We start from the raw sequence: 22,439 nt of genomic DNA on the forward strand, positions 1-22,439 counted from the left end.
GAGAGCAATGTCTATCAGCGTTGCGCGATATACCGGTCGAACACGTCGCTGCCGGTTGCGAACCACGTCTCTGGTCGCCCCGTCAGCTCGGCGAGCAGCGCTTCGAACACGTCCATTCGGTACGGTAATCCGATGATGTACGGCGTCAGGTGCAATGGCAGCAGGCGGCCGCTACCCTGTGCCGCAGCCTCCGCACTCAGCCAGTCGTGCGCGTCGAGGATCTGCTCGGCATAGCTGTCGACTGACTGCTGCTGGACGGTGAGGATCTGGCGGTCGGACAGTTCGTGGTTGAGCGGCACGTTGACCACCCCGTTCGCGAACGTCCAGGGAAGCTCGTCATTCGCCCAGTCGACGCAATAGTCGACGCCCAGCGCCTTCAGCAGCGGCACGGTGTTGAAGCTCTGTGACCGGGCGATCGAGTGCCAGCCGCGCGGGCGAATGCCGGCGACCCGCTCCAGCGTGTCGAGCGACGATGCGATCAGCGCACGTTCCTCTTCCAACGGCAGACCGCTGGCGATCGTGCCGTTCATGTCGGTCGAATGCGCGATGATCTCGTGCCCGGCCGCAACGATGTCGCGGATGATCGACGGATAGCGTTCGGCGATCGCGCTGTTCGCCGCGACCGACACCCGGACACCCGCCTTCGCGAAGGCATCGAGCAGGCGATAGAAGCCGACACGGGTGCCATATTCGCGCGCGGTGTAGTGGCGGTAATCGGGATAGGCGGTCTGCATGTGGCCCGGCGCGCGGAACGGCTTGTCCTCCGGCGTGATCGGGAACCACTCCAGGCTGACGACGATCCACGTGGCGACGGTCCTGCCGTCCGGCCAGGCGATCGGAGCACGCTTGGGCAGCGTTTCGTACGGATAGAGATCGTGGTCGTAGCCGAGCCGGCGTTTGGCATAGTCGAGATAGGTCGGGTCGAGACTCATGCGATCTGCTCCCGACCAATCTGATTTCGATACGCGTCGGCGATGTCGCCGGCGCGGGTTATCCACGCGCGACCGTCCGCGGCAATGTGCCGCAGCACCTCCTCGAACGCGCCGATCCGGTGCGGCTGGCCGATCAGATAGGAGTGGAGCGGGATGCACATCACCGTGCCGCCTGCGCCGCCATCCTTCTCGGCCTCGTCGGCGAGCCGCTCATACTGGCGGATCAGCGTCCTCGCGTATTCGCGCGGGCTCATGTTGTAGATGAAGAAGCCGTAATGGTCGTTGACCTCCAGGCTGTACGGCATCGAGATCAGGTCGCCACTCGCGGTCGTCACCGGCATCGGCTGATCGTCGTGGTACAGGTCGCAGGTGTAGTCGAGGCCGTATTCGGCGATCAGGTCGAGCGTGCGCGGGGTATGCGTCAGCGCAGGCGCGAGCCAGCCGCGGATCGTCTGGCCGGTCGCCTCGTGCACCGTGCGGATTGAATCCTCGATGATCTCGCGCTCCTGCGCCTCGTCCATGCCGTAGCTGTAGCGCGTGTTGTAGATGCCGTGGCTGAAGAACTCCCAGCCGCGCGCCGCGCCGTCCGCGACGACCTCCGGGTGATGCTGGCACAGCGCGACCGAAAGCGAGACCGAGCCGGGAAAGCCGTGCTTGCTCATCACCTCCGCCATCCGCCAATGGCCGACGCGGTTGGCGTGGTCGCGGTGGCTGTAGCCGACCACGTCGGGATGCGGCTTCGCCCAGCTTTTCCGATGTGGATTGGCGGGCGGATCGATCTCGTAATATTCGAGGTTGGGTGACACCCAGACGGCGACCTTCTTGCCGCCCGGCCAGACGATCGGTTTCCGGTCGCGATAGGGACTGAAGTCGTACAGGCCGGGATCGGCGGCACCTTCCTGCATGGCCGTTTTCATGGGCGGGCCTCCAGCCAGTCGATCACCGTCTGCACCGGCTCGACGTCCGCATATTTCAGCTGGAGATCGGTCAGGTTCGCGAAGTGATAGCTCTCGTGCTTGTCCGCGCATGTCTCGATCGGCACGATGGTCCGGTAACCACGACTGAGACTGTCCACCGCAGCGGCGCGGACGCAGCCTGACGTGGAACCGCCGGTGATGACGACCGTGTCGACCTTGTGCCACACCAGCAGGCTCTGCAGCGGCGTTTCGAAGAACGGCGACGGCATCCGCTTGGTGTAAACTGCGTCCTTCACGTGATCGATCTCGCAGCGATCGTCGAAGGCGTGCCGGCGCGAGCCGTATTTGATGTTCTGTAAGCTGTCGGGCGTATCGGTCCGCGTGCCCCACACGCCTGCGTCGCCGGCGTCGTCCATATACGCGACATGCGTCCACACCACCGGCATGCCCTTTGCTCGGGCCAGGCGCGAGATCGTGTTGGCATATTCGATCTGGCGCGGGTCGGTCTCGTACGCAGTCTTGAACTCGTCGATCCGGGTATAGGCGTTCTGGAAATCGATGTTCACGATCGCCAGCTTCTGCCCGAAGCCGAATTTCGTGCGGGTCGGATTGGCCATCACCGCCTCGAACAGCTGCCGTGCAGTCTTGTCCTCGCGGACCATTTTCGTACCCAACATGGTCATGCCTGCCTCCAGCCGAGCGGAAGTCCCGCGTCGGGCAGGAAGCCGAACAGCGGTTCGCCGGGCAGAGCCTCGGCCAAAATTGACCGCACAGCGACCAAAGCGTCGAGGTCGATCCCGGTTCGCAGGCTCATCGCGGCCAGCATGAAACATAGATCCTCGGTGACGATATTGCCCGACGCACCCGGCGCGAAAGGGCAACCGCCAAGCCCTCCAAGTGAGGAATCCAGCGTCGTCAGCCCGCATTCCAGCGCCATCAGCGCGTTGGCCAGCCCGAGCCCGCGCGTGTTGTGGAGGTGGATCCCGGTTAGCGCATCGTCGCCCGCCGCGCGCTTCACGAGCGTGATCAGCCGCTTGACGGCGGACGGGTCGGCGTAGCCGGTCGTATCGGACAGCCCGACCTCGTCGCAGCCCGCCGCCATCAATCCGTCCGCCAGCCGCGCGATCTGCGCATCGGGGATCGCGCCCTCCAGCGTGCAGCCGAAGACGGTCGACAGCGATCCCTCGAAATGCGGGCGCTCACCCTCGGGCAGTGCCCTGATCATCTCCGCGATCGTCTTCGCCTCGACCAGGACCTGGGCGTGCGTCCGGCGAAGATTGGCCAAGCTGTGCGTCTCGCTGACCGAGAGCGGCAGCGTGATCTTATGCGCGCCTGCCGCAATCGCTGCCGCAGCGCCCTTGGCGTTCGGCACCAGCACCGCGACCGTCAGGCCGGGGATGGTGCGGGCATGCGCGACGATCTCGGCGGTGTCGGCGAGCTGCGGCAGGAGCTTGGCGGGGACGAAGCTGCCAACCTCGATCTCGCGCAGCCCCGCTGCGGCTTCGGCGGTGATCCACGCCTTCTTGGCAGCGGTCGGCATGATCCGGTCGATGCTCTGCAAGCCGTCGCGCGGGCCGACTTCGCTCACCAATATGTCGATATCGGTCATTTTTTCCGGTCCTCGGATAGTCGTCTCAGCGTGGTGGTCAGCGATGACGCGGGTGCCGCAGGGTGGCGACGGACCAGGAGAAAGTGACCGGATGTCGGATACGGAAATGTCGTCGCTGGGCGACCTGCCACTCGCCGGGCTCAAGGTCGTCGAGTTCACGCACATGGTGATGGGCCCGTCGACCGGGCTGATCCTCGGCGACATGGGTGCCGACGTGATCCGCGTCGAGCCGATAGGCGGCGATCGCACGCGCCGGCTACTCGGCTCGGGCGCGGGCTATTACCCGATGTACAACCGCAACAAGCGCAGCGTCTGCCTCGACCTCAAGTCCGAAGGCGGCATCGCGGCGGCGCGCGCGCTGGCGGCGGACGCGGACATCGTCGTCGAAAATTTTCGCCCCGGTGCGCTAGATCGCCTGGGGCTCGGCTACGACGCCCTGTCGGCGGACAATCCCGGTCTGATCTATTGCTCGGCCAAGGGCTTCCTCGCGGGGCCGTACGAGAACCGCACCGCACTGGACGAGGTCGCGCAGATGATGGGCGGGCTCGCCTATATGACCGGCCCGCCCGGAAGGCCGCTCCGTGCGGGCGCGTCGGTGATCGACGTGACCGGCGGGATGTTCGGCGTGATCGGCATTCTCGGCCTGCTCGAACGTCGCCATCGCACCGGTGCTGGCGGTCAGGTGAAATGCTCGCTGTTCGAAACGACTGCATTTCTCGTCGGCCAGCACATGGCGCAGAAGGCGGTTACCGGCACCGCCGCTGCACCGATGCCGGCACGCATCTCGGCATGGGCGATCTACGACGTGTTCGCGACCGCCGGCGACGGCCAGATCTTCGTCGGGGTCGTCAGCGACCAGCAGTGGATCGCGTTCTGCGCCGCGTTCGCGCTCGACGATTTCGCAGCCGACGAGACGCTGGCGCTCAACAACGACCGCGTGCTGGCGCGCGATCGCATCCTGCCGCGGATCCGTGCGCTGTTCGACGACATCGACCGCGACGTGCTGCTCGCGAAATGCGAGGCGATCGGCCTGCCGGTCGCGCCGATCGCCCGCCCTGAGGATCTGTTCGATGATCCCCACCTCAACGCGCAAGGCGGTCTGGTCGATCTGCACTTGCCGAACGGCACGCCGGCACGCCTCCCTGCGCTGCCGATCGAGGTCGACGGCGAACGCTTCGGCGTCCGCCACGACTTGGGCGATCCCGGCGCTGATTCGCGCGCCCTCCTGCTTGATGCCGGCATGTCGAACGACACCATCGACGCGCTGTTCGCGTCGGGCGCGGTAGCCTGAGCATGGGGCTGACGATCTTCGAGAAGATCTGGCACGATCACGAGGTCGCGCCGCTCGCGGATGGCGGGTTGATCCTGATCGACCGCGTCCTCCTCCACGAACGCACCGGCGGGATCGCGCTGCAAAGTCTCGCCGAGGCTGGCCGCACGGTCGCAGCCCCGCGGCAAGTGTTCGCGACGATGGATCACGTCGTCGACACGCTCCCCGGCCGGACGGATCGCACGATGATGCCGACCGGCACCGACTTCATCCGCGCGACCCGCACCGCCGCGAACGCAGCCGGCATCACGCTGTTCGACATCGGCGATCCGGGGCAGGGGATCGTTCACGTCATCAGCCCCGAACAGGCGATCGTCCTGCCCGGTGCGACGCTCGTCTGTCCCGACAGCCACACCTGCACGCAGGGCGCGCTCGGCGCGTTGGCCTGGGGGATCGGTTCGACCGAGGCCGAACACGCGCTCGCCACCCGGACTCTTCGCGTGCTGAAGCCCAAGACGATGCGCGTCACGATCTCGGGCGAACTGGGGCGCGGTGTGACCGCGAAGGATCTCGCCCTCCACATCCTCGCGAGGCACGGATCGAGCGGCGGCCACGGACATGTCGTCGAATATGCCGGAGACACGGTCCGCGCGCTCGACGTCGAGGCGCGCATGACGTTGTGCAACATGGCCACCGAATTCTCCGCCTTCACCGCGATCATCGCTGCCGACGACAAGGTCTTCGCTTATCTGAAGGGCCGCCCCCACGCCCCGAACGGCCCCGGCTGGGACGATGCCGTCGCCTATTGGCGAACGCTCCCCACCGATGCCGACGCGGTGTTCGATGCGGAGATTGCGATCGACGCGACCCAGGTCGCACCGACGATAAGTTGGGGCATCAGCCCGCAGGACTCGGTCGCACTCAACGGCAAGGTGCCCGCCGACGCACCCGTCCGCGCACTTGCCTATATGGGACTGGCCGCAGGCGAGTCGCTGCTCGGCCTGCCGATCGACGCCGCCTTTATCGGTTCCTGCACCAACAGCCGCCTGTCCGACCTTCGTCGTGCCGCCGCGTTGCTCGACGGGCGCAAGGTGGCGGACGGCGTTCGCGCGATCTGCGTCCCCGGCTCGACCGCGGTCAAGCATGCCGCCGAAGCCGAAGGGCTCGACGGTATCTTTCGCGCGGCCGGTTTCGAATGGCGCGAGTCCGGCTGCTCGATGTGCTTCTTCGCAGGCGGCGAGAGCTTCGGCGCGCGCGAGCGGGTCGTGACCTCGACCAACCGCAATTTCGAAAGCCGCCAAGGCCCCGAAACCCGCTCGCATCTCGCCAGTCCGGAGACGGTGGCCGCCAGCGCGATCGCGGGCCGGATCGCCGACCCCCGCCTGTTGGAGCGTTGAGCGATGGAACCCTTCACCCGCCTGACCGCCGTCGCCGCGCCGTTGCTGCGCGACAATATCGATACCGACGCGATCATCCCCTCGCGTGAGATGCGGTCGGTGTCGAAGACCGGCCTGGCGGATGGGCTGTTCGCAGGCTGGCGCTATATCGGCATCGGTACGCGCGATCTCGACCCCGCGTTCGTCCTGAACCAGCCTGCCTATGCGGATACCCGGATCATCCTTGGCGGTGCGAATTTCGGGTGCGGTTCCAGTCGTGAACACGCAGCCTGGGCTCTTGCCGAATTTGGCATTCGAGCCATCATCGCACCTTCATTCAACCCGATCTTCCAAGGCAACTGCATCCGTAACGGGATCGTCCCCGTGACGCTCGATGCAGTTGCCATAGCCTCGCTCGCGGCAGCCTCGACGCGTGATCCGCAAACCTGTCGGATTACGATCGATCTGCCAGCGCAGAGCGTTACGGCAACGGGCGGCTCCGCCTACGCGTTCGCGATCGCGGACGAAGCCAAGGAAATGCTGCTGGACGGCCTGGATGCGATCGACCTGACGCTCAAACGTCGCGAGCAAATCGACGCGTTTATCGCCGCCGATCGTACGTACAGGTCCTGGGTCTACCGCGTATAGTCATTGCGCGCGCGACAAGCTCTGGAGGAACGCGACCGCCTCCCCCTCGCGCACCACGTCGGCATATTTGGCATTCATGTCGAACAGGTTGGCATCATGTGGTGCGGCATGACGGTCGCCGCATGCGTCTGCGACGACCGCAGTCCGGAAGCCGTGCGACATCGCATCCACGCAGCTCGCACGGATACAGCCACTGGTCGTGAGGCCGGTGAGCAACACGCTGTCGACGCTCAAGGCCGTCAGCGTCGAGGCGAGCGAGGTTCCGAAGAATGCACTTGGATATTGTTTGGATATGATCAGTTCGTCCGGCTCAGGGACAAGGCCAACCGGCCATGCGCCCATCGGACTGCCCGCGAGGAAATACCGCAGCGGTGCCGCCTTCTCGTAGAAACGCCCGCCATCGATCGCGCTTGGATGGTAGACGACGTTGGTCAGGATCACGGGGATACCTGCCGCCCGCGCCGCGGCACGAATGCGTAACGCCGATGCGAGCGCGTCCTCGACACCGGAATACAGATCGCAGGCAGGATCGAAATAGCCCTGGCAAAAGTCGACCAGGATCAAGGCAGGGCGCAGGCCGAAGCCGACTCGCGTGCCGTAGACGCCGGCGTAGTTCGCAACCAGATCGTCGCTCATTGCATGTTCTCCGTCTCGTACAGCCAAGGCTGGACGCGGTGTTGTCGTGCCTCGAACAGCGCAATGTCCGCGCTATGGCCGTTGAGGACGAGGTCCGTCTCGTCCCAGCCGTTAAGCAGTGCGAGCCGCTGTTCGGGGGCGATTTCGAACGGGACGGGTGTGCTGTCGGGGATGGCGATCGTCTGCGTTTCCAGATCGACGACCAACATGTGCCCCGCCACCGCCGCCGCTGTCACCCCCGCCGCCACCGCCGCATCGCTCAGGACGATCGGCAAAACCCCGTTTCGCAGACAGTTGCCGTAGAAGATCTCGCCGAAGCTCGGCGCGACAACGCAGCGTATCCCGCGGCCAAGCAAGGCCCAGACCGCCTGCTCGCGGCTTGATCCCGATCCGAAATTCGCGCCCCCGACAAGGATCGGCGAACCGCGCCAAGGCTCGCGATTCAGGACGAACGCCGATATTTCACGCCCATCCGCGTCGAACCGTCGATCGTGGAATGCATAGCGGCCCAAACCCTGTCGCTCGGTAATCAGCAGGAATCGCGCCGGGAAGATAATGTCGGTATCGACATTCTCCTCGAGCAGCGGCGCCGCGGTCCCGAACAGGCGGGTAAAGGGGATCACGCGATCGCTCCCTGGATCGTGCGGACGTCGACCAGATGCCCGGTGATCGCCGCTGCAGCCGCCATCGCCGGGCTCATCAGATGCGTTCGCCCGCCGGGACCTTGGCGTCCTTCGAAATTACGGTTCGAGGTCGATGCCGAGCGTTCCCCGGGGTTGAGACGGTCGTCGTTCATCGCGACGCACATCGAACAGCCCGCATGGCGCCATTCGAACCCCGCCGCACGGAAGATCGCATCCAGACCTTCCGTCTCGGCCTGATGCTTGGTGGCGGTCGAACCCGGCACGACGATCGCTGCGACGCCCTTCGCAACATGCCGCCCTGCGACGATCGCCGCCGCCGCACGCAAATCCTCGATCCGGCCGTTGGTGCACGAGCCGATAAACACCCGGTCGATCGCAATCGACGCCAGGGGCGTGCCTGCCTGCAACCCCATATAGGCAAGCGCCTTGCGGATCCGCCGCCGCGTGCCCGGATCGGCGATCGTTTCCGGATCGGGGACGCAGCCCGTGATCGGTGCGCAGTCTTCCGGGCTGGTCCCCCAACTGACATGCGGGGTTACATCGCCGAGGTCGAACGAGACATTGGCGTCGAACGTCGCCGCCGCGTCGGACCGCAGCGTCCGCCAATACGTCACGGCGTCGTTCCACTGCGGGCCCCGTGGTGCCAATGCACGCCCTTCGAGAAATGCGAACGTGACGGCGTCCGGCGCGATCAGTCCAATCCGGCCACCGGCCTCTATGGTCATGTTGCACAACGTCATCCGGGCTGCCATCGACATGGCCGCGACCGCTGGTCCCGCATATTCGACCGCATATCCAGCCGCGCCGCTGGCGCCCAATCGCGCGATAAAAGCCAGCGCGACGTCCTTGGCCGAAACGTGCGGCGATAGCGTGCCGGTCAGCTCGACGCGCATCGTCTTCGCGCGCTTCTGTTTGAGGCATTGTGCCGCCATCACCGTCCCACACTCGCTTGCGCCGATCCCGAAGGCCAAGGCCCCGAACGCCCCATGGGTGGTCGTGTGGCTGTCCCCACATACCAGGGTGATGCCCGGCAACGTGAACCCGGCCTCGGGCCCGATGACGTGGACGATGCCCTGGCCTTCGCTGTCGAGGCGGCGATAGGGCAGGTTGAACTGGGCTGCATTGGCCTCGAGTTCGGCGACCTGTGCCGCGGCGAGCGGATCGGCAATCGGCGCGTCCCGGTCGCGCGTCGGTACCGCATGATCCGCGACCGCGAGGTGCGTCTCGGGTCGTCGTAATCGCCGTCCGGCGTCGCGCAATGCCTGGAACGCCTGCGGGCTGCTCACCTCATGGACGAGATGGCGATCGATGTAGAGTAGCGCGCCGCCGTCGGGGAGGTCGGCGACGACGTGGCTGGCCCAAAGTTTTTCGTACAATGTCGATGGCATCGTATCGGCCTAGCGCGATGTGGCGATACCAGCGCCGTATCGCGTCGGGCTGTCCGCGTGGCGGTCAAGCGCTGGCAGACTCACTGGCGGTGGTTGGGTTCCCCGTCGTGCCGCGTCCGCCTAAGCTGCGGCATCGAGCAACGGTTGAACGGAGCGCATCATCACCGGGCCAAGCGTCATTCTGGCGATCCTTGCGTACGGCGCATTGCTGTTCGGCATCGCATGGCTGGTGGATCGGCGTGGCCTGTCCCGCCGGTTGGGCCAGATCGCCTATCCGCTGTCGCTGGCGGTATATTGCAGCAGCTGGACGTTCTTCGGCGGGGTCGGCACGGCGGCAACGCGTGGCTGGGATTACCTCGCCATCTATCTCGGGCCGGCGCTGATGTTTCTTCTGGCGCCGAAGTTTCTCGGGCGACTGGTGCGGCTGGCGCGTGAGGAGGGGTCGAGTTCGATCTCGGATTTCATCTCCGCGCGCTATGGTCGCAGCCGGGGCACCGCGGCGATCGTCGCAGGGACGGCGATGCTGGCGTCGGTGCCCTATATTGCGCTCCAGTTGCGATCCGTAACACTGAGTTTCAGCGCCATTGCCGGCGTGGGCAGTTCGGCCGAGGTCGGGACGTTCGTCGCGCTGTTGCTGGCGGTTTTCGCAATCGTGTTCGGTGCGCGGCGGTATGAAGTCGCGGGGCGCAACCCCGGCGTAGTCGCGGCGATCGCCGCGGAGTCGCTGATCAAGCTGCTGTGTTTCGTCGTGCTTGGCGTGGCGACGGTGTCGTTGCTCGTGGACGTGCCGCCCGAGACGCTGGAGGCACCGTTGGCTCGGCTCGAGTCCGGCTTTACCTGGGGCGCGCTGACATCCGACTTCTGGGTGCGGACGTTGCTGTCTGCGCTCGCAATCCTGTGTCTACCGCGGCAGTTCTATGTCGGGGTGATCGAAGCGCGCAGCCCCGAAGCGATGGTACGCGCGCGCTGGCCGTTCATCGGCTACATGGTGCTGATCTCGCTGCTCGTGCTGCCGCTGGCACTTGCGGGGATGACGCTGTTGCCGGGCGATGCCGAGCCCGACCTGTATGTGCTGACCGTGCCGCTGCAGCAGGGCAAGCATCTGGTCGCGCTGATCGCGTTTCTCGGGGGGTTCTCGGCGGCGACGGCGATGGTGGTGGTCGAGACGATCGCGCTGTCGACGATGGCGACCAACGACCTGCTGGCGCCATTGCTGCTGCGGCGGCACGGCGAGGCGGGCGAGGGCGAGCTCGGCCGGCGGATGCTGCGCGTGCGACGCGTCATCATCGCGGCGATCGTCGCGGTCGCATTGCTGTATGGCCGGAGCCTCGGAGCGGACCTGCCGCTGGCGTCGATCGGGCTGATCGCGTTCGCGGGCGTCGCGCAGTTCGCGCCTGCGCTGATCGCGAGCGTGGGGTGGAACTTTGCCAATCACAGCGCGGCGCGGGCCGGACTGATCGGGGGTGTGGTCGTCTGGATCTACTGCCTGTTGCTGCCGTCGATCGGGGAGGGTGTTGGGCCGGCGTTGGCGCAGTTCACGCGGGGGTGGCTCGATCCGGATGCGTTGCTGGGGTGGCGGATCGGCTCGCCTCTGGTCAACGGCACGGTGTGGAGCCTCGGCGTCAACGTCGCGCTGGTCGCTGGCCTGCACCTTCGCGAGCGGCATCGGGGGAATGCGGCGCTCGACCATGTCACGACGCTCGGCGAATTGCGGATGCTGGTTGCGCGGTTCGTCGGCGACGGCGAGGCGGAGGCGATCGGTTTGGCTTCTCCCGATCTTCGCGCACCGATCGATGGCCCCTCGGCGCGCACCGCCGAGCGGCTGATCGCGGGCGTGATCGGCGCACCGTCGGCGCGGAAAATCGTCGCGTCGAGCATTGCCGGGTCGGCGATCGACGTCAGCGACGTGGTGCGGCTGCTCGACCAGCGCGGGCGCTCGCTGCGGTTCTCGCGTACGCTGTTGTCGGCGACGCTGGAGACGATCGATCCGGGGGTCAGCGTGATCGACGCGGACCTGCGGCTGGTCGCGTGGAATCCGCGCTATGTCGAGATGTTCGATTATCCCGAGGGCTATGTCGTGGTCGGGCGCTCGATCGCCGACCTGATCCGCTACAATGCCGAGCGCGAGGGGGTGGGCGATATCGCCGCGCATGTCGGGCGCCGGGTGGCGCATCTTGCGCGGGGCACGCCGCATAGTTTCGAGCGGCAGCGGCCGTCGGGGCGGTGGATCAAGATGGTCGGGCGGCCGATGCCGGGCGGCGGGTACGTCCAGAGTTTCACTGACATCACCGCGGAGAAGGAGGCGCAGGCCGATCTGGAGGCTCGGGTCATCGCGCGGACGCAGGATCTGGCGCGGTCGAACCACATGCTCGACGAGGCGCGGGCGGTGGCGGAGACCGCGACGCGCGACAAGACTCGGTTTCTGGCGGCGGCGAGCCATGACCTGTTGCAGCCGTTGCATGCGGCGCGGCTGTTCTGTGCGGCGCTCGACGAGGGAAAGGCGCCGCATCAGGGTGAGCTGGTACGCGCGATCGATGGCGCGATCGGCTCGGCAGACACGTTGCTGCGCGCGTTGCTCGACGTGTCGCGGCTCGATGCAGGGGGCGTGGTGCCGAAGGTCGAGAGGTTTGCGCTGGGCGCGCTGATCGAGGAGCTAGCGGTGCAGTTTCGGCCGTTGGCGGGCGAACGGGGGCTGGTGCTGGCGTCGCATCCGGGGGCGTTCAGGGTGGCGACCGATCGATCTTTGCTGCGGTCGATATTGCAGAATTTCCTGTCGAATGCGGTGCGTTATTCGGCGGACGGACGGATATGGATCGGGGCGCGGCGCAGGGGCGACGACGTGCTGATCGAGGTGCGCGATGCTGGACCGGGGATTGCGGCGGGGGACCGCGAGCGGATCTTCGAGGAGTTCGAGCGGCTGGAGAGCAAGGGGAGCGCGGGCGGCGGCGTCGGGCTTGGGCTGGCGATCGTCCGGCGGATCGCGCGGGTGCTCGGAGTGGCGATCGAGTTGCGGTCGGCGCCGGGGTGCGGGACGACGTTTGCGGTGCGCGTGCCTTTGGCGCCTGCCGGTCTGGATGTGGCATTGCCGGCACCCTTGGTTAGTCGTGCGCTGGTGCCGGGGTTGCGGGTGCTGTGCCTCGACAATGATGCGACGATCCTGGCGGCGCTCGATGCGGCGTTGCGCGCGCGGCGGTGCGTGCCGCTGCTGGCCGCGACGATCGCCGAGGCGATGGAACTGGCGGCGGACGAGGAGCCGGATGTCGCGCTGGTCGACTATCATCTGGACGAGGCGGAGGACGGGCTCGACGTCGTCGCGCGGTTGCGGGCGATGACTCCGGCGCCGGCGATTGCGTTGGTGACCGCGGACCGTGCGGTCGTGGAGGATGTGCGGTGTGCGGGGCTTGTGGTGCTGACCAAGCCGGTGGTGCCGTCGGATCTGTGGCGCTTTATCGAGGAGGCTTCGGCGGCCGCGGCGCGGGGGAGTTGAGCCTCCTTGATCCTCCTCCGCCAGGGGGAGGTGGCAGGCGTTTGCCTGAGGAAAGGGAAACGGGCGTTGCACGTTCCCCCCCCTCCGTCGCCTTCGGCGCCACCTCCCCCTGGGGGGGGGAGGATTGAGAGGGGCAGCATTCAGCCGTGCCAGAGAGGCTTAATTATCTTCGTCATGCCGGGCTCGTTCCGGCATCCACGGTGCCGCACATCGTCGGCCGCTGGTTCGCGGAGCGGTGGACCCCGGAACCAGTCCGGGGTGACGGAGTGGTTGGGGTGTTTGTGGCGCGAAGCTTCGGGGTGCGGTGTGCATCAGTCGGCGAAGTGGATGTCCATTGCCCGTGCTGCCAGCACCGCCTGTGTGCGGTTCTGGACTCCGAGTTTTCGTAGGATCGCGGTCATGTGGCCTTTTACCGTGCCTTCGGAAATACCGAGGTCGAACGCGACTTGCTTGTTCAGGCGGCCGGCGAGGACACCGAGCAGGACCTTCAGTTCGGTGGGGGTGAGACTGGCGACGCGGGTGGACATTTCGTCGACGGGGGCGCCCTCGGTTGGTGCGTCGCGTTCGCCGGCGAGGGCTCGGGCGACCGCGTTTTCCAGCGTCGCGAGGTCGGCGGTTTTCGAGACGAAGCCGATCGCACCATACGCCCGCGCACGCGGTGCCGCTTCGGCTTCGTCCGCCGAGGAGATCACCATGATCGGCGTGTCGGGACGTTCGGCGTGGAGCAGCGCTACGCCGGCGAACCCTTCCGACCCCGGCATGCGCAGGTCGAGCAGGATCAGGTCGAGGCGGTCGGCACCGCGTACCGCGTCAACCGCCTCGCAGAGCTGCCCCGCCTCGATCACCACCGCGTCGGGCGCGGCGCGGCTGACCGCCAGCTTCAGCGCCTGGCGGAACAGGGGGTGATCGTCGGCGATGAGGATCGTTCGGGTCATGCAGGGACTGGAATGGCCTCCTCGCGGCCGGCGATCAAGGCGTCGACTACCGCGGGATCGGCAAGCGTCGAGGTGTCGCCGAGCTGGTCGAGCTGGTTCTCCGCGATCTTGCGCAGGATGCGGCGCATGATCTTCCCCGAGCGCGTCTTGGGGAGCGCGGGCGCGAACTGGAGGATGTCGGGCGTCGCGATCGGCCCGATCTCGCGACGGACCCACTGGACCAGTTCCTTGCGCAAGTCCTCGCTCGGTTCCGCGTTCGCGTTGAGCGTGACGTACGCGTAGATGCCCTGGCCCTTCACGTCGTGCGGCATGCCGACGACCGCGGCTTCGGCGACCTTCGAATGTGCGACGAGGGCGCTCTCGACTTCGGCGGTGCCCATCCGGTGGCCGCTGACGTTGATGACGTCGTCGACCCGGCCGGTGATCCAGTAATAACCGTCTTCGTCGCGGCGGCAGCCGTCGCCGGTGAAATACTTGCCGGGATAGGTCGAGAAATAGGTCTGGAAGAAGCGCTCGTGATCGTTCCACACGGTCCGCATCTGGCCGGGCCAGCTGTCGGCGATGACGAGGTTGCCCTCGACCGCGCCCTCCAGCACCTTGCCGTCCGCATCGACCAGCTCGGGCAGCACGCCGAACAAAGGCTTGGTCGCGCTGCCGGGTTTCAGCGCGGTGGCGCCCGGCAGTGGCGAGATCATGTGGCCGCCCGTCTCGGTCTGCCACCAGGTGTCGACGATCGGGCAACGGCCGTCGCCGACGACGTTATGATACCAGTTCCACGCCTCCGGATTGATCGGTTCGCCGACCGAGCCGAGCAGGCGCAGCGACTTGCGGCTCGTCCGCGTCACCCAGTCGTCGCCCTCGCGCATCAGCGAGCGCAGCGCGGTCGGTGCGGTGTAGAGGATGTTGACCTGGTATTTGTCGACGATCTGCCAGAAGCGGCTGTGATCGGGGTAGTTCGGTACGCCCTCGAACATCACGGTGGTCGCGCCGTTGGCGAGCGCGCCGTACAGCGAATAGGTGTGACCGGTGACCCAGCCGACGTCCGCCGCGCACCAGAAGATCTCGCCGGGGCGGTAGTTGAAGACGTATTCGTGCGTCATCGACGCCCATACCAGATAGCCGCCGGTCGAGTGGAGCACGCCCTTGGGCTGGCCGGTCGAGCCGCTGGTGTAGAGGATGAACAGCGGGTCCTCGGCGTTCATCGGCTCGGGTGCGCAATCGGTCGACTGGCCCTCGACGCAGTCCGCATACCAGCAGTCGCGGCCTTCGGTCATCGAGACCTTGCCGCCGGTGCGTCGGACGACGATGACGGTCTCGACCGCAAGGTCGCCGTGGTCGAGCGCGGCGTCGACATTGGCCTTCAGGGGCACGGTCTTGCCGCCGCGGAGCCCTTCGTCGGCGGTGATGACGATGCGGCTGTCGCAATCGTGGATGCGGTTGCAGAGACTCTCGGGCGAGAAGCCGCCGAACACCACCGAATGGATCGCGCCGATCCGCGCGCAGGCGAGCATCGCGAACGCCGCTTCTGGGATCATCGGCAGGTAGATCGTGACGCGGTCGCCCTTCTGGACGCCCTTCGCCTTCAGCGCGTTGCCAAGCTTCGACACTTCGTCGCGGAGTTCGGCGTAGCTGATCTTGCGGTCGTCGGCGGGGTCGTCGCCTTCCCACAGGATCGCGGTCGCATCGGGGCGCGTCTCGGCGTGGCGATCGACGCAGTTGGCGGCGACGTTGAGCTGACCGTCCTCGAACCAGCGGATGTGGAAGTCGCTCTCGTCGAACGAGGTATCCTTGATCTTGGTCGGCGGCACGATCCAGTCGAGCCGCTTGGCCTCCTTGGCCCAGAATGCGTCGGGATCGGTCGCGGCCTCGGCGTACATCCGGTCATAGGCGGCGGCGTCGATCAGGGCGTCCTTCGCCCATTCCGCGGGGACGGGATAGCTGGCCTCGGTCATCTGGCTCTCCTTTTGCCGCGCTGTACGCGGTCGTGTTCGGGCGATCACCCCTCACCAAAGTAAGGGGTGGACGCGTGTTCGCAATGCGGCATGATGACCAGGCTCATATCCACGCGTCAGACAAGTGGAAGAGTACGGAGACGGGGATGACACGTATGGCGTTCAACAAGCAGCTGGCCCTGAAACGATGGGCCCTGACGGCTTTGCTTTCCGGCAGTGCGCTGGCGGGCATGGCGCCCAGTGTGGCGCAGGCCCAGACGGCGCGCGAGATCGAGCTCGAAACACGGTTGAAGGCGCTCGAAGCCGCGGTCCAGGATCTGCGCGGCGAGTTGAATGCCGCCCGCGCCACGGCGTCGGCTGCCCCGTCGTCTTCGCCTGCTCCCGCGACATCGGTGACGGGCCCCACCGCGGTCGCTTCGTCGTCGACGGCACCGCATCCCGTAGCACCCGCCGGTCCGACGGCACCCACCGCGCTTGCCGAGACGAAAGCGGGAGCCGCTGCACCCGGCTCGGCCGATGGGTTCAAGGTTGCGGGCACGACGGTCAAGCTGAACGGCTTCATCAAGACCTGGGCGTCCGTCAGCCGGTATAGCGGCGGTAACATCGCGCCTGAATCGGTTGGCCGCGATTTCTATTTTCCCAGCATGATCCCCGTCGGCGGGCGCAACGAGGGCAACAGCCCGGAATCGCATGCCAAGCAGACGCGGATCGTGCTGTCGACGGAGACGCCGGTCGCGGGGCATACGCTCAAGGGACTGGTCGAGCTCGATTTCCAGGTCGTGCCGGGCACGCAGGGCAACCAGCGCGTCGTCAGCGGGTATAATCCGGGCCTGCGCCGTGCGTTCTTCACCTACGACAACTGGCTGTTCGGCCAGGAGTGGACGACGTTCCAGTATATCGGTGCGCTGCCCGAGACGACCGACTTTATCGGGCCGTCGGAAGGCACCGTGTTCGTTCGGCAGGCTCAGGTGCGGTACACGCGCAAGTTGAGCGATACGCTGTCGCTGTCGGTCGCGGCCGAAAACCCGGAGACCGCGTCGACCAATCTGGTGTCCGCGGCCGTCGTCGAGAATGCCGATGACCGCCTGCCCGATGTTGCCGCGCGATTGAACTACAAGACCGCGTTCGGCGAATTCTCGCTGGCGGGCCTCGCGCGCAAGCTGACGATCGACACCGGCCCACTGAACGAGAGTGCAACGGGCTGGGGCGTGTCGTTTGCGGGCAAGGTGCCGCTCGACGTGTCGGGGCGATCCGACATCCGCTTCATGGTGACGCATGGCGACGGGATCGGCCGGTATGTCGGGCTGAACCTGGCGCCGGATGCGGTGTTTGCAGCCGTGCCGGGCGCGGAACTGCAGACGCCTAGCCTGACTGCCGGTTTCGCCGCACTGAAGCTGGGGTGGACCGAGAAGCTGCGCTCGACGTTCATCGGCAGCGTCCAGTCGATCGACTATCCGACCGGCGGCGAACCGATCGGCGCGAGTGCGTCGGCGTGGAGCGCGTCCGCCAATCTGTTCTTCTCGCCAGTCAAGGCCATCGATCTAGGTGTCGAATTCCGTCACGCGGAGCGGCAGCTGGTCGATGGACAGGTCGGCAAGATGGACCGCGGCGAGCTTGCCGCGCGGTATTCTTTCTAGGGCATGAGTTCACGATCCTCCCCCGCCAGGGGGAGGTGTCGCCGGAGGTGACGGAGGGGGAGGATACGGAACCGATGTTTTCCTTACCGCCCCCTCCGTCAGGCAAGTGCCTGCCACCTCCCCCTGGCGGGGGAGGATTGCGAGCCACCCTCGTACACTCGGGGATGGCGTCAGTTTTTCATAAGCCGGCGACGATCGGCTGTTCCACCCAACCCATCTGAGAGGACACCGCCATGGCGACGACAACAGGGGATGTTTCGCCCCTTGGGCATGTGAAGCAGAGCCAGCCGCTGATCATCATCGCGTCCTCCTTGGGCGCGGTGTTCGAATGGTATGATTTTTACCTCTACGGCCTGCTCGCGACGATCATCACCGCGCAATTCTTCTCCGGCGTCAACGAGACCACCGGGTTCATCTTCGCGCTCGCGGCGTTCGCGGCCGGGTTCGCGGTGCGGCCGTTCGGTGCGCTGGTGTTCGGGCGGATCGGCGATGTCGTCGGGCGCAAGAACACGTTCCTCGTCACGATGGCCATCATGGGCCTGTCGACGTTCCTCGTCGGCCTGCTTCCAAGCTACGCGTCGGTCGGCGTCGCCGCGCCGATCGCGCTGGTCGTGCTGCGCCTGTTGCAGGGTCTCGCGCTCGGCGGTGAGTATGGCGGGGCTGCGACCTATGTCGCCGAACATGCGCCCGACAAGAAGCGCGGGCTGTTCACCAGCTTCATCCAGACCACCGCCTCGCTCGGGCTGTTCGCGGCGCTGCTGATCGTGATCGGTGTCCGCACGCTGGTCGGCGAAGAGGCGTTTGCGGCTTGGGGCTGGCGTATCCCGTTCATCGTCTCGATCGCATTGCTGGCGGTGTCGCTCTGGATCCGCATGCAGCTCGAAGAGAGCCCGGTGTTCCAGAAGATGAAGGACGAGGGCAAGACCTCGAAGGCGCCGCTGACCGAAGCGTTCGGGCAGTGGAGCAACTTGAAGGTCGTGCTGATCGCATTGTTCGGTGCGGTCGTCGGCCAGGGCGTCGTGTTCTACACCAGCCAGTTCTACGCGCTGTTCTTCCTCGAAAAGAACCTGCGCGTTGACGGGCCGACCACCAACATCCTGATCGCGATCGCGCTGTTGATCGCGACCCCGGCGTTCATCTTCTTCGGCTGGTTGTCGGACAAGATCGGTCGGAAATACATTATCCTGACAGGCTGCGCGCTCGCCGCACTGACGTATATGCCGCTGTTCCACGCGCTGTCGAAGGCCGCCAACCCCGCGCTGTATGCGGCGCAGGCCAATTCGCCGGTGAGCGTCGTCGCCAATCCCGACGAATGTTCTGTACAGTTCGATCCGGTCGGCAAGAACAAGTTCGACAGCAGCTCGTGCGACATCGCCAAGGCGTATCTGGCGAAGGCGGGCATCTCGTATGCGAACGTGATCGCGCCCCCCGGCACCGTCGCGCAGATTCACATCGGCAGCGCGACCATCCCAGTCGTCAATCCGGCGGTCGTTGCCGGCCCCGAAAAGGCAGCGGCGATCAAGGCGTTCGGTGCCGAGGTGAAGACCGCCCTGACCGCGGTGGGCTACCCCGAAAAGGCGGACCCGGCGCAGATCAACAAGCCGATGGTCATCGGGATCCTCGTCATCCTCGTGCTCTACGTAACGATGGTCTACGGTCCGATCGCGGCGCTGCTCGTCGAGCTGTTCCCGACGCGGATCCGCTACACCTCGATGTCGCTGCCCTATCATATCGGCAATGGCTGGTTCGGCGGGTTCCTGCCGACCGCGGCGTTCGCGATGGTGGCTGCGACCGGGGACATCTATTACGGCCTCTGGTATCCGATCCTTGCTTGCGCGGTGACGGCGCTGGTCGGGCTCGTGTTCCTGCCCGAGACGTTCCGCCGGTCGCTCCACAGCTGATCGACTACGGCATCGTCGCCTTACGTTGGTCCGAACCCGAGCCACAGGTTGGTCTTCAGGTTCGGACCTTTTTTACGACTACCGAATTTCCCCGACGAGCGGCGCATGGCGAGCCAGCACGTCGGGGTGATAGCCGCCGCATATCGCATGCCGGCTCAGTCGCCGCATTTGGTCATCGGTACGGGGGCGGAATCGATCTTCACGTCGGAGATCGAGACGCTGAGTGTACCGTCGGTGGCGATCACGAAGGGTGCTGAAACATGCGCCATGTCGATGCCGCGCTTGGCGAAGCACTGTAGCGGCACGATGACCTGCTGCCAGTCGCCGGGTTTGCCGGCAGCAAGTGCCTTGGTGATCGGAACGGTCACCGCCTTGCCGTCGTTGCTCACCATGCCGAGGCCGACCGGCGCGCTGGCGGCGCGATCGACGCGGACGTCGACGACGAGGCTCAGTTCGCCATTGCTCTCGCGGGTGAGGTCGAGCGGTCCCGAAGCTTCGACACGAACGTCTGCCGCACCGCCCGCCCAGACGAGTGCGCGTGCGTCTTCCTGGCGACGGCGATCGACGGCCGAGGCGGTGAGGCGCTTGGTCGCGGTAGTCGCGCTGACGCCGAGCAAGCGGACCTTCGACTGGCCCTGCTCGACCAGCGTCAACGACCAGCCCTCGGGAACGCGCCCCTTGCCGAAGATCGTGCCGTTCGACGACGCAGCCATGCCGGCGGGGCGGGTTTCGTCGAGCTTCTGCACGATGCCCGGCTTGGCGTAGCTGAGGCCGTAGCCGAACGCGAACAGCGGGTCGTAGCCGGGATCGGAGCGGTTCAAGACATATTGATCGGGGCGCTTCGGCCATGAGAAGCTCAGCTTGCCGCGGAAATCGTTGGCGACGCTGCCGTCCTTCTTGCGGAACAACACGTCGGCCACGCCGCCGCCTTCGCTGCCCGGCAGGAACGCCGCGACGAACGCATCGGAGGCGTTCAACTCGGCATTCACCCAGAGCGGGCGGCCCGACAGGAACACCGCGACGACCGGCACGCCCGCCGCCTTCAGTTTCCGCAGAAGTTCGAGGTCCGACTTGTCCTCGGGGCTGTATTCGAGGTTCGGACGGTCCCCCTTGAACTCGGCATAGGGCTGTTCGCCGAACACGACGATCGCTGCGTCGGGCTTCTTGGCGAAGCTGCCGTCCGCCGATAGCGTCGCGGTGCCTCCCGCAGCTTTGACTGCGGTGTCGATGCCGGACCAGATCGTCTGGGCGTTGGGGAAGTTCGCATTGGTGGTGCCGCCGCCCTGCCACGTCAGCGACCAGCCGCCAGCCTGCTGCGGAATGTTGTCCGCACCGCCGCCCGCGACGAGGATGTTCGCGGAGGGTTTCAGCGGGAGCAGACCACCTTCGTTCTTGAGCAGCACCATCGATTCGCGGACCGCCTGGCGGGCGATCGCGCGGTGGTCTGCGGCGCCGATGAGGTTCATCTTGCCCGCGAGTGCGCGCGACGAAGGGCGACCGCGATCGAACGTGCCGGCGCGGATCTTCACGCGCAGGATGCGGCGAACCGCGTCGTCGAGGCGCGCTGCGGGGATCTCACCCGACTGCGCCTGCTTCAGCGTGTTGCCGTAAAGCGTCTTCCACCCGCTGCCCGAATACATGAACATGTCGAGCCCGGCGTTGATCGCGGCGGCGCAACTTTCGTTCGAGCAGCCTTCGACCTGGCCGTGCCCGTTCCAGTCGCCGACTACGAAGCCGTCGAAGTGGAGGCGGTCCTTGAGTACGCCGGTCAGCAGGCTCTTGTTGCCGTGCATCTTGGCGCCGTTCCAGCTCGAGAAGCTGGCCATCACCGATTGCGTGCCTGCCTCGATCGCCGCGGGATAGCCGCCGAGATGGATATCGCGCAGCGTGGTTTCGGGGATCAGCGCGTCGCCTTGGTCGCGCCCGCCAGTGCCGCCGTCGCCGAGGAAATGCTTGGTCGTCGCGATGACATGGTCGGGGGCGAGGAACGCCTTGGTGCCCACCTTGCCCTGGACGCCTTCGATCACCGCACCGGCGTAATCGGCCTGAATCGTCGGTTCCTCGGAATAGCTCTCGTACGTGCGGCCCCAGCGATCGTCGCGGACGACCGCGAGCGTAGGGGCAAAAGTCCAGTCGATGCCCGCGGCGGCGGTCTCGATCGCGGTGACGTGGCCGATTTCGCGCATCAGGTCGCGATCACGCGCCGCGCCAAGGCCGATATTGTGCGGGAAGAGCGTTGCGCCGGGGATGTTGTTATTGCCGTGGACCGCGTCGGTGCCCCAGATTACGGGAATTGCAGGCCGGCCGTCGGTACGCGTCATCGACGCGTCGTAGAACGCATCGGCTAGTTTCAGCCATTCGACGGGCGGCGCGAAATCATCGCCGCCGGGACCGGCATTGCCTCCGTTGAGGATCGATCCGAGCTTGTAGGTGCGCAGGTCCGATGGCTCGATGCTGGCGATGTCGACCTGGATCAGCTGGCCGATCTTGTCCGCGACCGACATGCGTTTCATGATCGCCGTGATCCGCGCTTCGACCTTGGGATCGCGCGCGGGCCGGGCGTTTGCGGTCGGCCAGATCTCGGGATGCGCGACGGCAGACAGGGGCGGCGCCGGTACAGGGACGGGCGTCGTCGCGGATTGCAGCAGCAGCGCGATCGTGAAGGTGGAAACACTGGCGGACATCATACTCTCCCTGAGCGGTACGCGACCAGGGTCGGTACCTTTGCAGCCGTGCTACCGGGTGACGGCAACTTGGGGCAAATCATTTGGTTGTTTGCGCGTCCGCATCGCGGGAAGCGCATCGCTATAGGTCGACATCGCGGTAGTGTTCGGGCCTCGTCGGTGGTCGACGGGTGCGCGTCGCCTGTAATGGCGAGGCCGGTAACGGGCAAGAACGCGATGGTGCATGCGCTATTGGTCTTGAGAGGCCGTCAGGTCCACCGCGATGTCAGCTGCCATCATGGCTCCACGACCATGACGGCAGATCCGGCGCAAACACGCCGGACAACCAAAATTTGCACGCGGCAAAGCTTAAAGCGTTGCGAATTCCTACTCTCTTAGGGGATATTGGCTGAATCGAGAGGCGGTGGCGATGCAGTATCGAGT

The 22,439-nt window shown here is 66.1% G+C and carries 16 protein-coding genes; 6 read left to right on the plus strand and 10 right to left on the minus strand.

The genetic code is table 11. The annotated features are described in order from the left end of the window. Positions 1-14: 14 nt before the first annotated feature. From AC3D24_RS04155 to AC3D24_RS04170, 4 genes are read right to left on the minus strand one after another with little or no spacing between them, the layout of a single operon-like run. Complete coding sequence (locus AC3D24_RS04155; protein WP_489028467.1) at positions 15-932, minus strand: polysaccharide deacetylase family protein; 918 nt, start codon at positions 930-932, stop codon at positions 15-17. After that, a complete protein-coding gene (locus AC3D24_RS04160) occupies positions 929-1,849 on the minus strand; it encodes a polysaccharide deacetylase family protein (protein ID WP_489028469.1) in 921 nt (306 codons plus the stop codon). Before AC3D24_RS04160 ends, AC3D24_RS04155 begins: the two co-directional genes overlap by 4 nt. Next, positions 1,846-2,532 (minus strand): isochorismatase family protein, encoded by a 687-nt coding sequence (locus tag AC3D24_RS04165; RefSeq protein WP_489028471.1) that lies wholly within the window; start codon positions 2,530-2,532, stop codon positions 1,846-1,848. The genes AC3D24_RS04160 and AC3D24_RS04165 overlap by 4 nt, the downstream gene beginning before the upstream one ends. After that, positions 2,529-3,458, minus strand: coding sequence for a hydroxymethylglutaryl-CoA lyase (locus AC3D24_RS04170; protein ID WP_489028473.1), 930 nt, complete (start codon positions 3,456-3,458; stop codon positions 2,529-2,531). Before AC3D24_RS04170 ends, AC3D24_RS04165 begins: the two co-directional genes overlap by 4 nt. Before the next feature lie 91 nt (positions 3,459-3,549). Here AC3D24_RS04170 and AC3D24_RS04175 point away from each other — a divergent pair, with 91 nt between their 5' ends. The 3 genes from AC3D24_RS04175 to leuD (AC3D24_RS04185) are packed head-to-tail and all read left to right on the plus strand — an operon-like array spanning position 3,550 to position 6,752. Then, positions 3,550-4,749, plus strand: a complete 1,200-nt coding sequence (locus tag AC3D24_RS04175; protein WP_489028475.1) for a CaiB/BaiF CoA transferase family protein — start codon at positions 3,550-3,552, stop codon at positions 4,747-4,749. A 2-nt stretch (positions 4,750-4,751) separates the two neighbouring features. Then, positions 4,752-6,125: a 3-isopropylmalate dehydratase large subunit gene (locus AC3D24_RS04180; RefSeq protein WP_489028477.1), complete on the plus strand. Its 1,374-nt coding sequence runs from the start codon at positions 4,752-4,754 to the stop codon at positions 6,123-6,125. A 3-nt stretch (positions 6,126-6,128) separates the two neighbouring features. After that, positions 6,129-6,752 (plus strand): 3-isopropylmalate dehydratase small subunit, encoded by a 624-nt coding sequence (gene leuD / locus AC3D24_RS04185; RefSeq protein ID WP_489028479.1) that lies wholly within the window; start codon positions 6,129-6,131, stop codon positions 6,750-6,752. Here leuD (AC3D24_RS04185) and AC3D24_RS04190 read toward each other — a convergent pair whose 3' ends face one another. The 3 genes from AC3D24_RS04190 to leuC are packed head-to-tail and all read right to left on the minus strand — an operon-like array spanning position 6,753 to position 9,420. Beyond that, positions 6,753-7,388 (minus strand): isochorismatase family protein, encoded by a 636-nt coding sequence (locus tag AC3D24_RS04190; protein ID WP_489028481.1) that lies wholly within the window; start codon positions 7,386-7,388, stop codon positions 6,753-6,755. Continuing rightward, positions 7,385-8,011: a 3-isopropylmalate dehydratase small subunit gene (leuD, locus tag AC3D24_RS04195; RefSeq protein WP_489028483.1), complete on the minus strand. Its 627-nt coding sequence runs from the start codon at positions 8,009-8,011 to the stop codon at positions 7,385-7,387. The genes AC3D24_RS04190 and leuD (AC3D24_RS04195) overlap by 4 nt, the downstream gene beginning before the upstream one ends. Then, positions 8,008-9,420, minus strand: coding sequence for a 3-isopropylmalate dehydratase large subunit (gene leuC / locus AC3D24_RS04200; RefSeq protein ID WP_489028485.1), 1,413 nt, complete (start codon positions 9,418-9,420; stop codon positions 8,008-8,010). The genes leuD (AC3D24_RS04195) and leuC overlap by 4 nt, the downstream gene beginning before the upstream one ends. A gap of 205 nt (positions 9,421-9,625) precedes the next feature. Between leuC and AC3D24_RS04205 the strand changes: the two genes are divergently transcribed. Continuing rightward, entirely contained in the window at positions 9,626-12,907 is a 3,282-nt protein-coding gene (locus tag AC3D24_RS04205) for a PAS-domain containing protein (RefSeq protein ID WP_489028487.1), read from the plus strand. A gap of 311 nt (positions 12,908-13,218) precedes the next feature. On the opposite strand, the gene AC3D24_RS04210 is transcribed toward AC3D24_RS04205, so the two are convergent. Together AC3D24_RS04210 and acs are read right to left on the minus strand one after the other, a co-directional pair. Then, positions 13,219-13,842, minus strand: coding sequence for a response regulator transcription factor (locus AC3D24_RS04210; RefSeq protein ID WP_489028488.1), 624 nt, complete (start codon positions 13,840-13,842; stop codon positions 13,219-13,221). After that, complete coding sequence (gene acs / locus AC3D24_RS04215) at positions 13,839-15,794, minus strand: acetate--CoA ligase (RefSeq protein WP_489028490.1); 1,956 nt, start codon at positions 15,792-15,794, stop codon at positions 13,839-13,841. Before acs ends, AC3D24_RS04210 begins: the two co-directional genes overlap by 4 nt. A gap of 146 nt (positions 15,795-15,940) precedes the next feature. Between acs and AC3D24_RS04220 the strand changes: the two genes are divergently transcribed. Next, on the plus strand, positions 15,941-17,431 hold the full coding sequence (locus AC3D24_RS04220) for a DcaP family trimeric outer membrane transporter (RefSeq protein ID WP_489028492.1): 1,491 nt from the start codon (positions 15,941-15,943) through the stop codon (positions 17,429-17,431). 233 nt (positions 17,432-17,664) lie between these two features. Continuing rightward, on the plus strand, positions 17,665-19,332 hold the full coding sequence (locus AC3D24_RS04225) for an MFS transporter (protein WP_489028494.1): 1,668 nt from the start codon (positions 17,665-17,667) through the stop codon (positions 19,330-19,332). 155 nt (positions 19,333-19,487) lie between these two features. Here the strand turns inward: AC3D24_RS04225 and AC3D24_RS04230 are convergent, their stop codons facing one another. Further along, positions 19,488-22,016 carry a glycoside hydrolase family 3 protein gene (locus tag AC3D24_RS04230; protein ID WP_489028496.1) on the minus strand — a complete coding sequence of 843 codons (2,529 nt, stop codon included), beginning with the start codon at positions 22,014-22,016 and terminating at the stop codon, positions 19,488-19,490. Positions 22,017-22,439 lie beyond the last annotated feature (423 nt).

The sequence above is a fragment of the Sphingomonas sp. SL1004 genome, assembly GCF_057815015.1.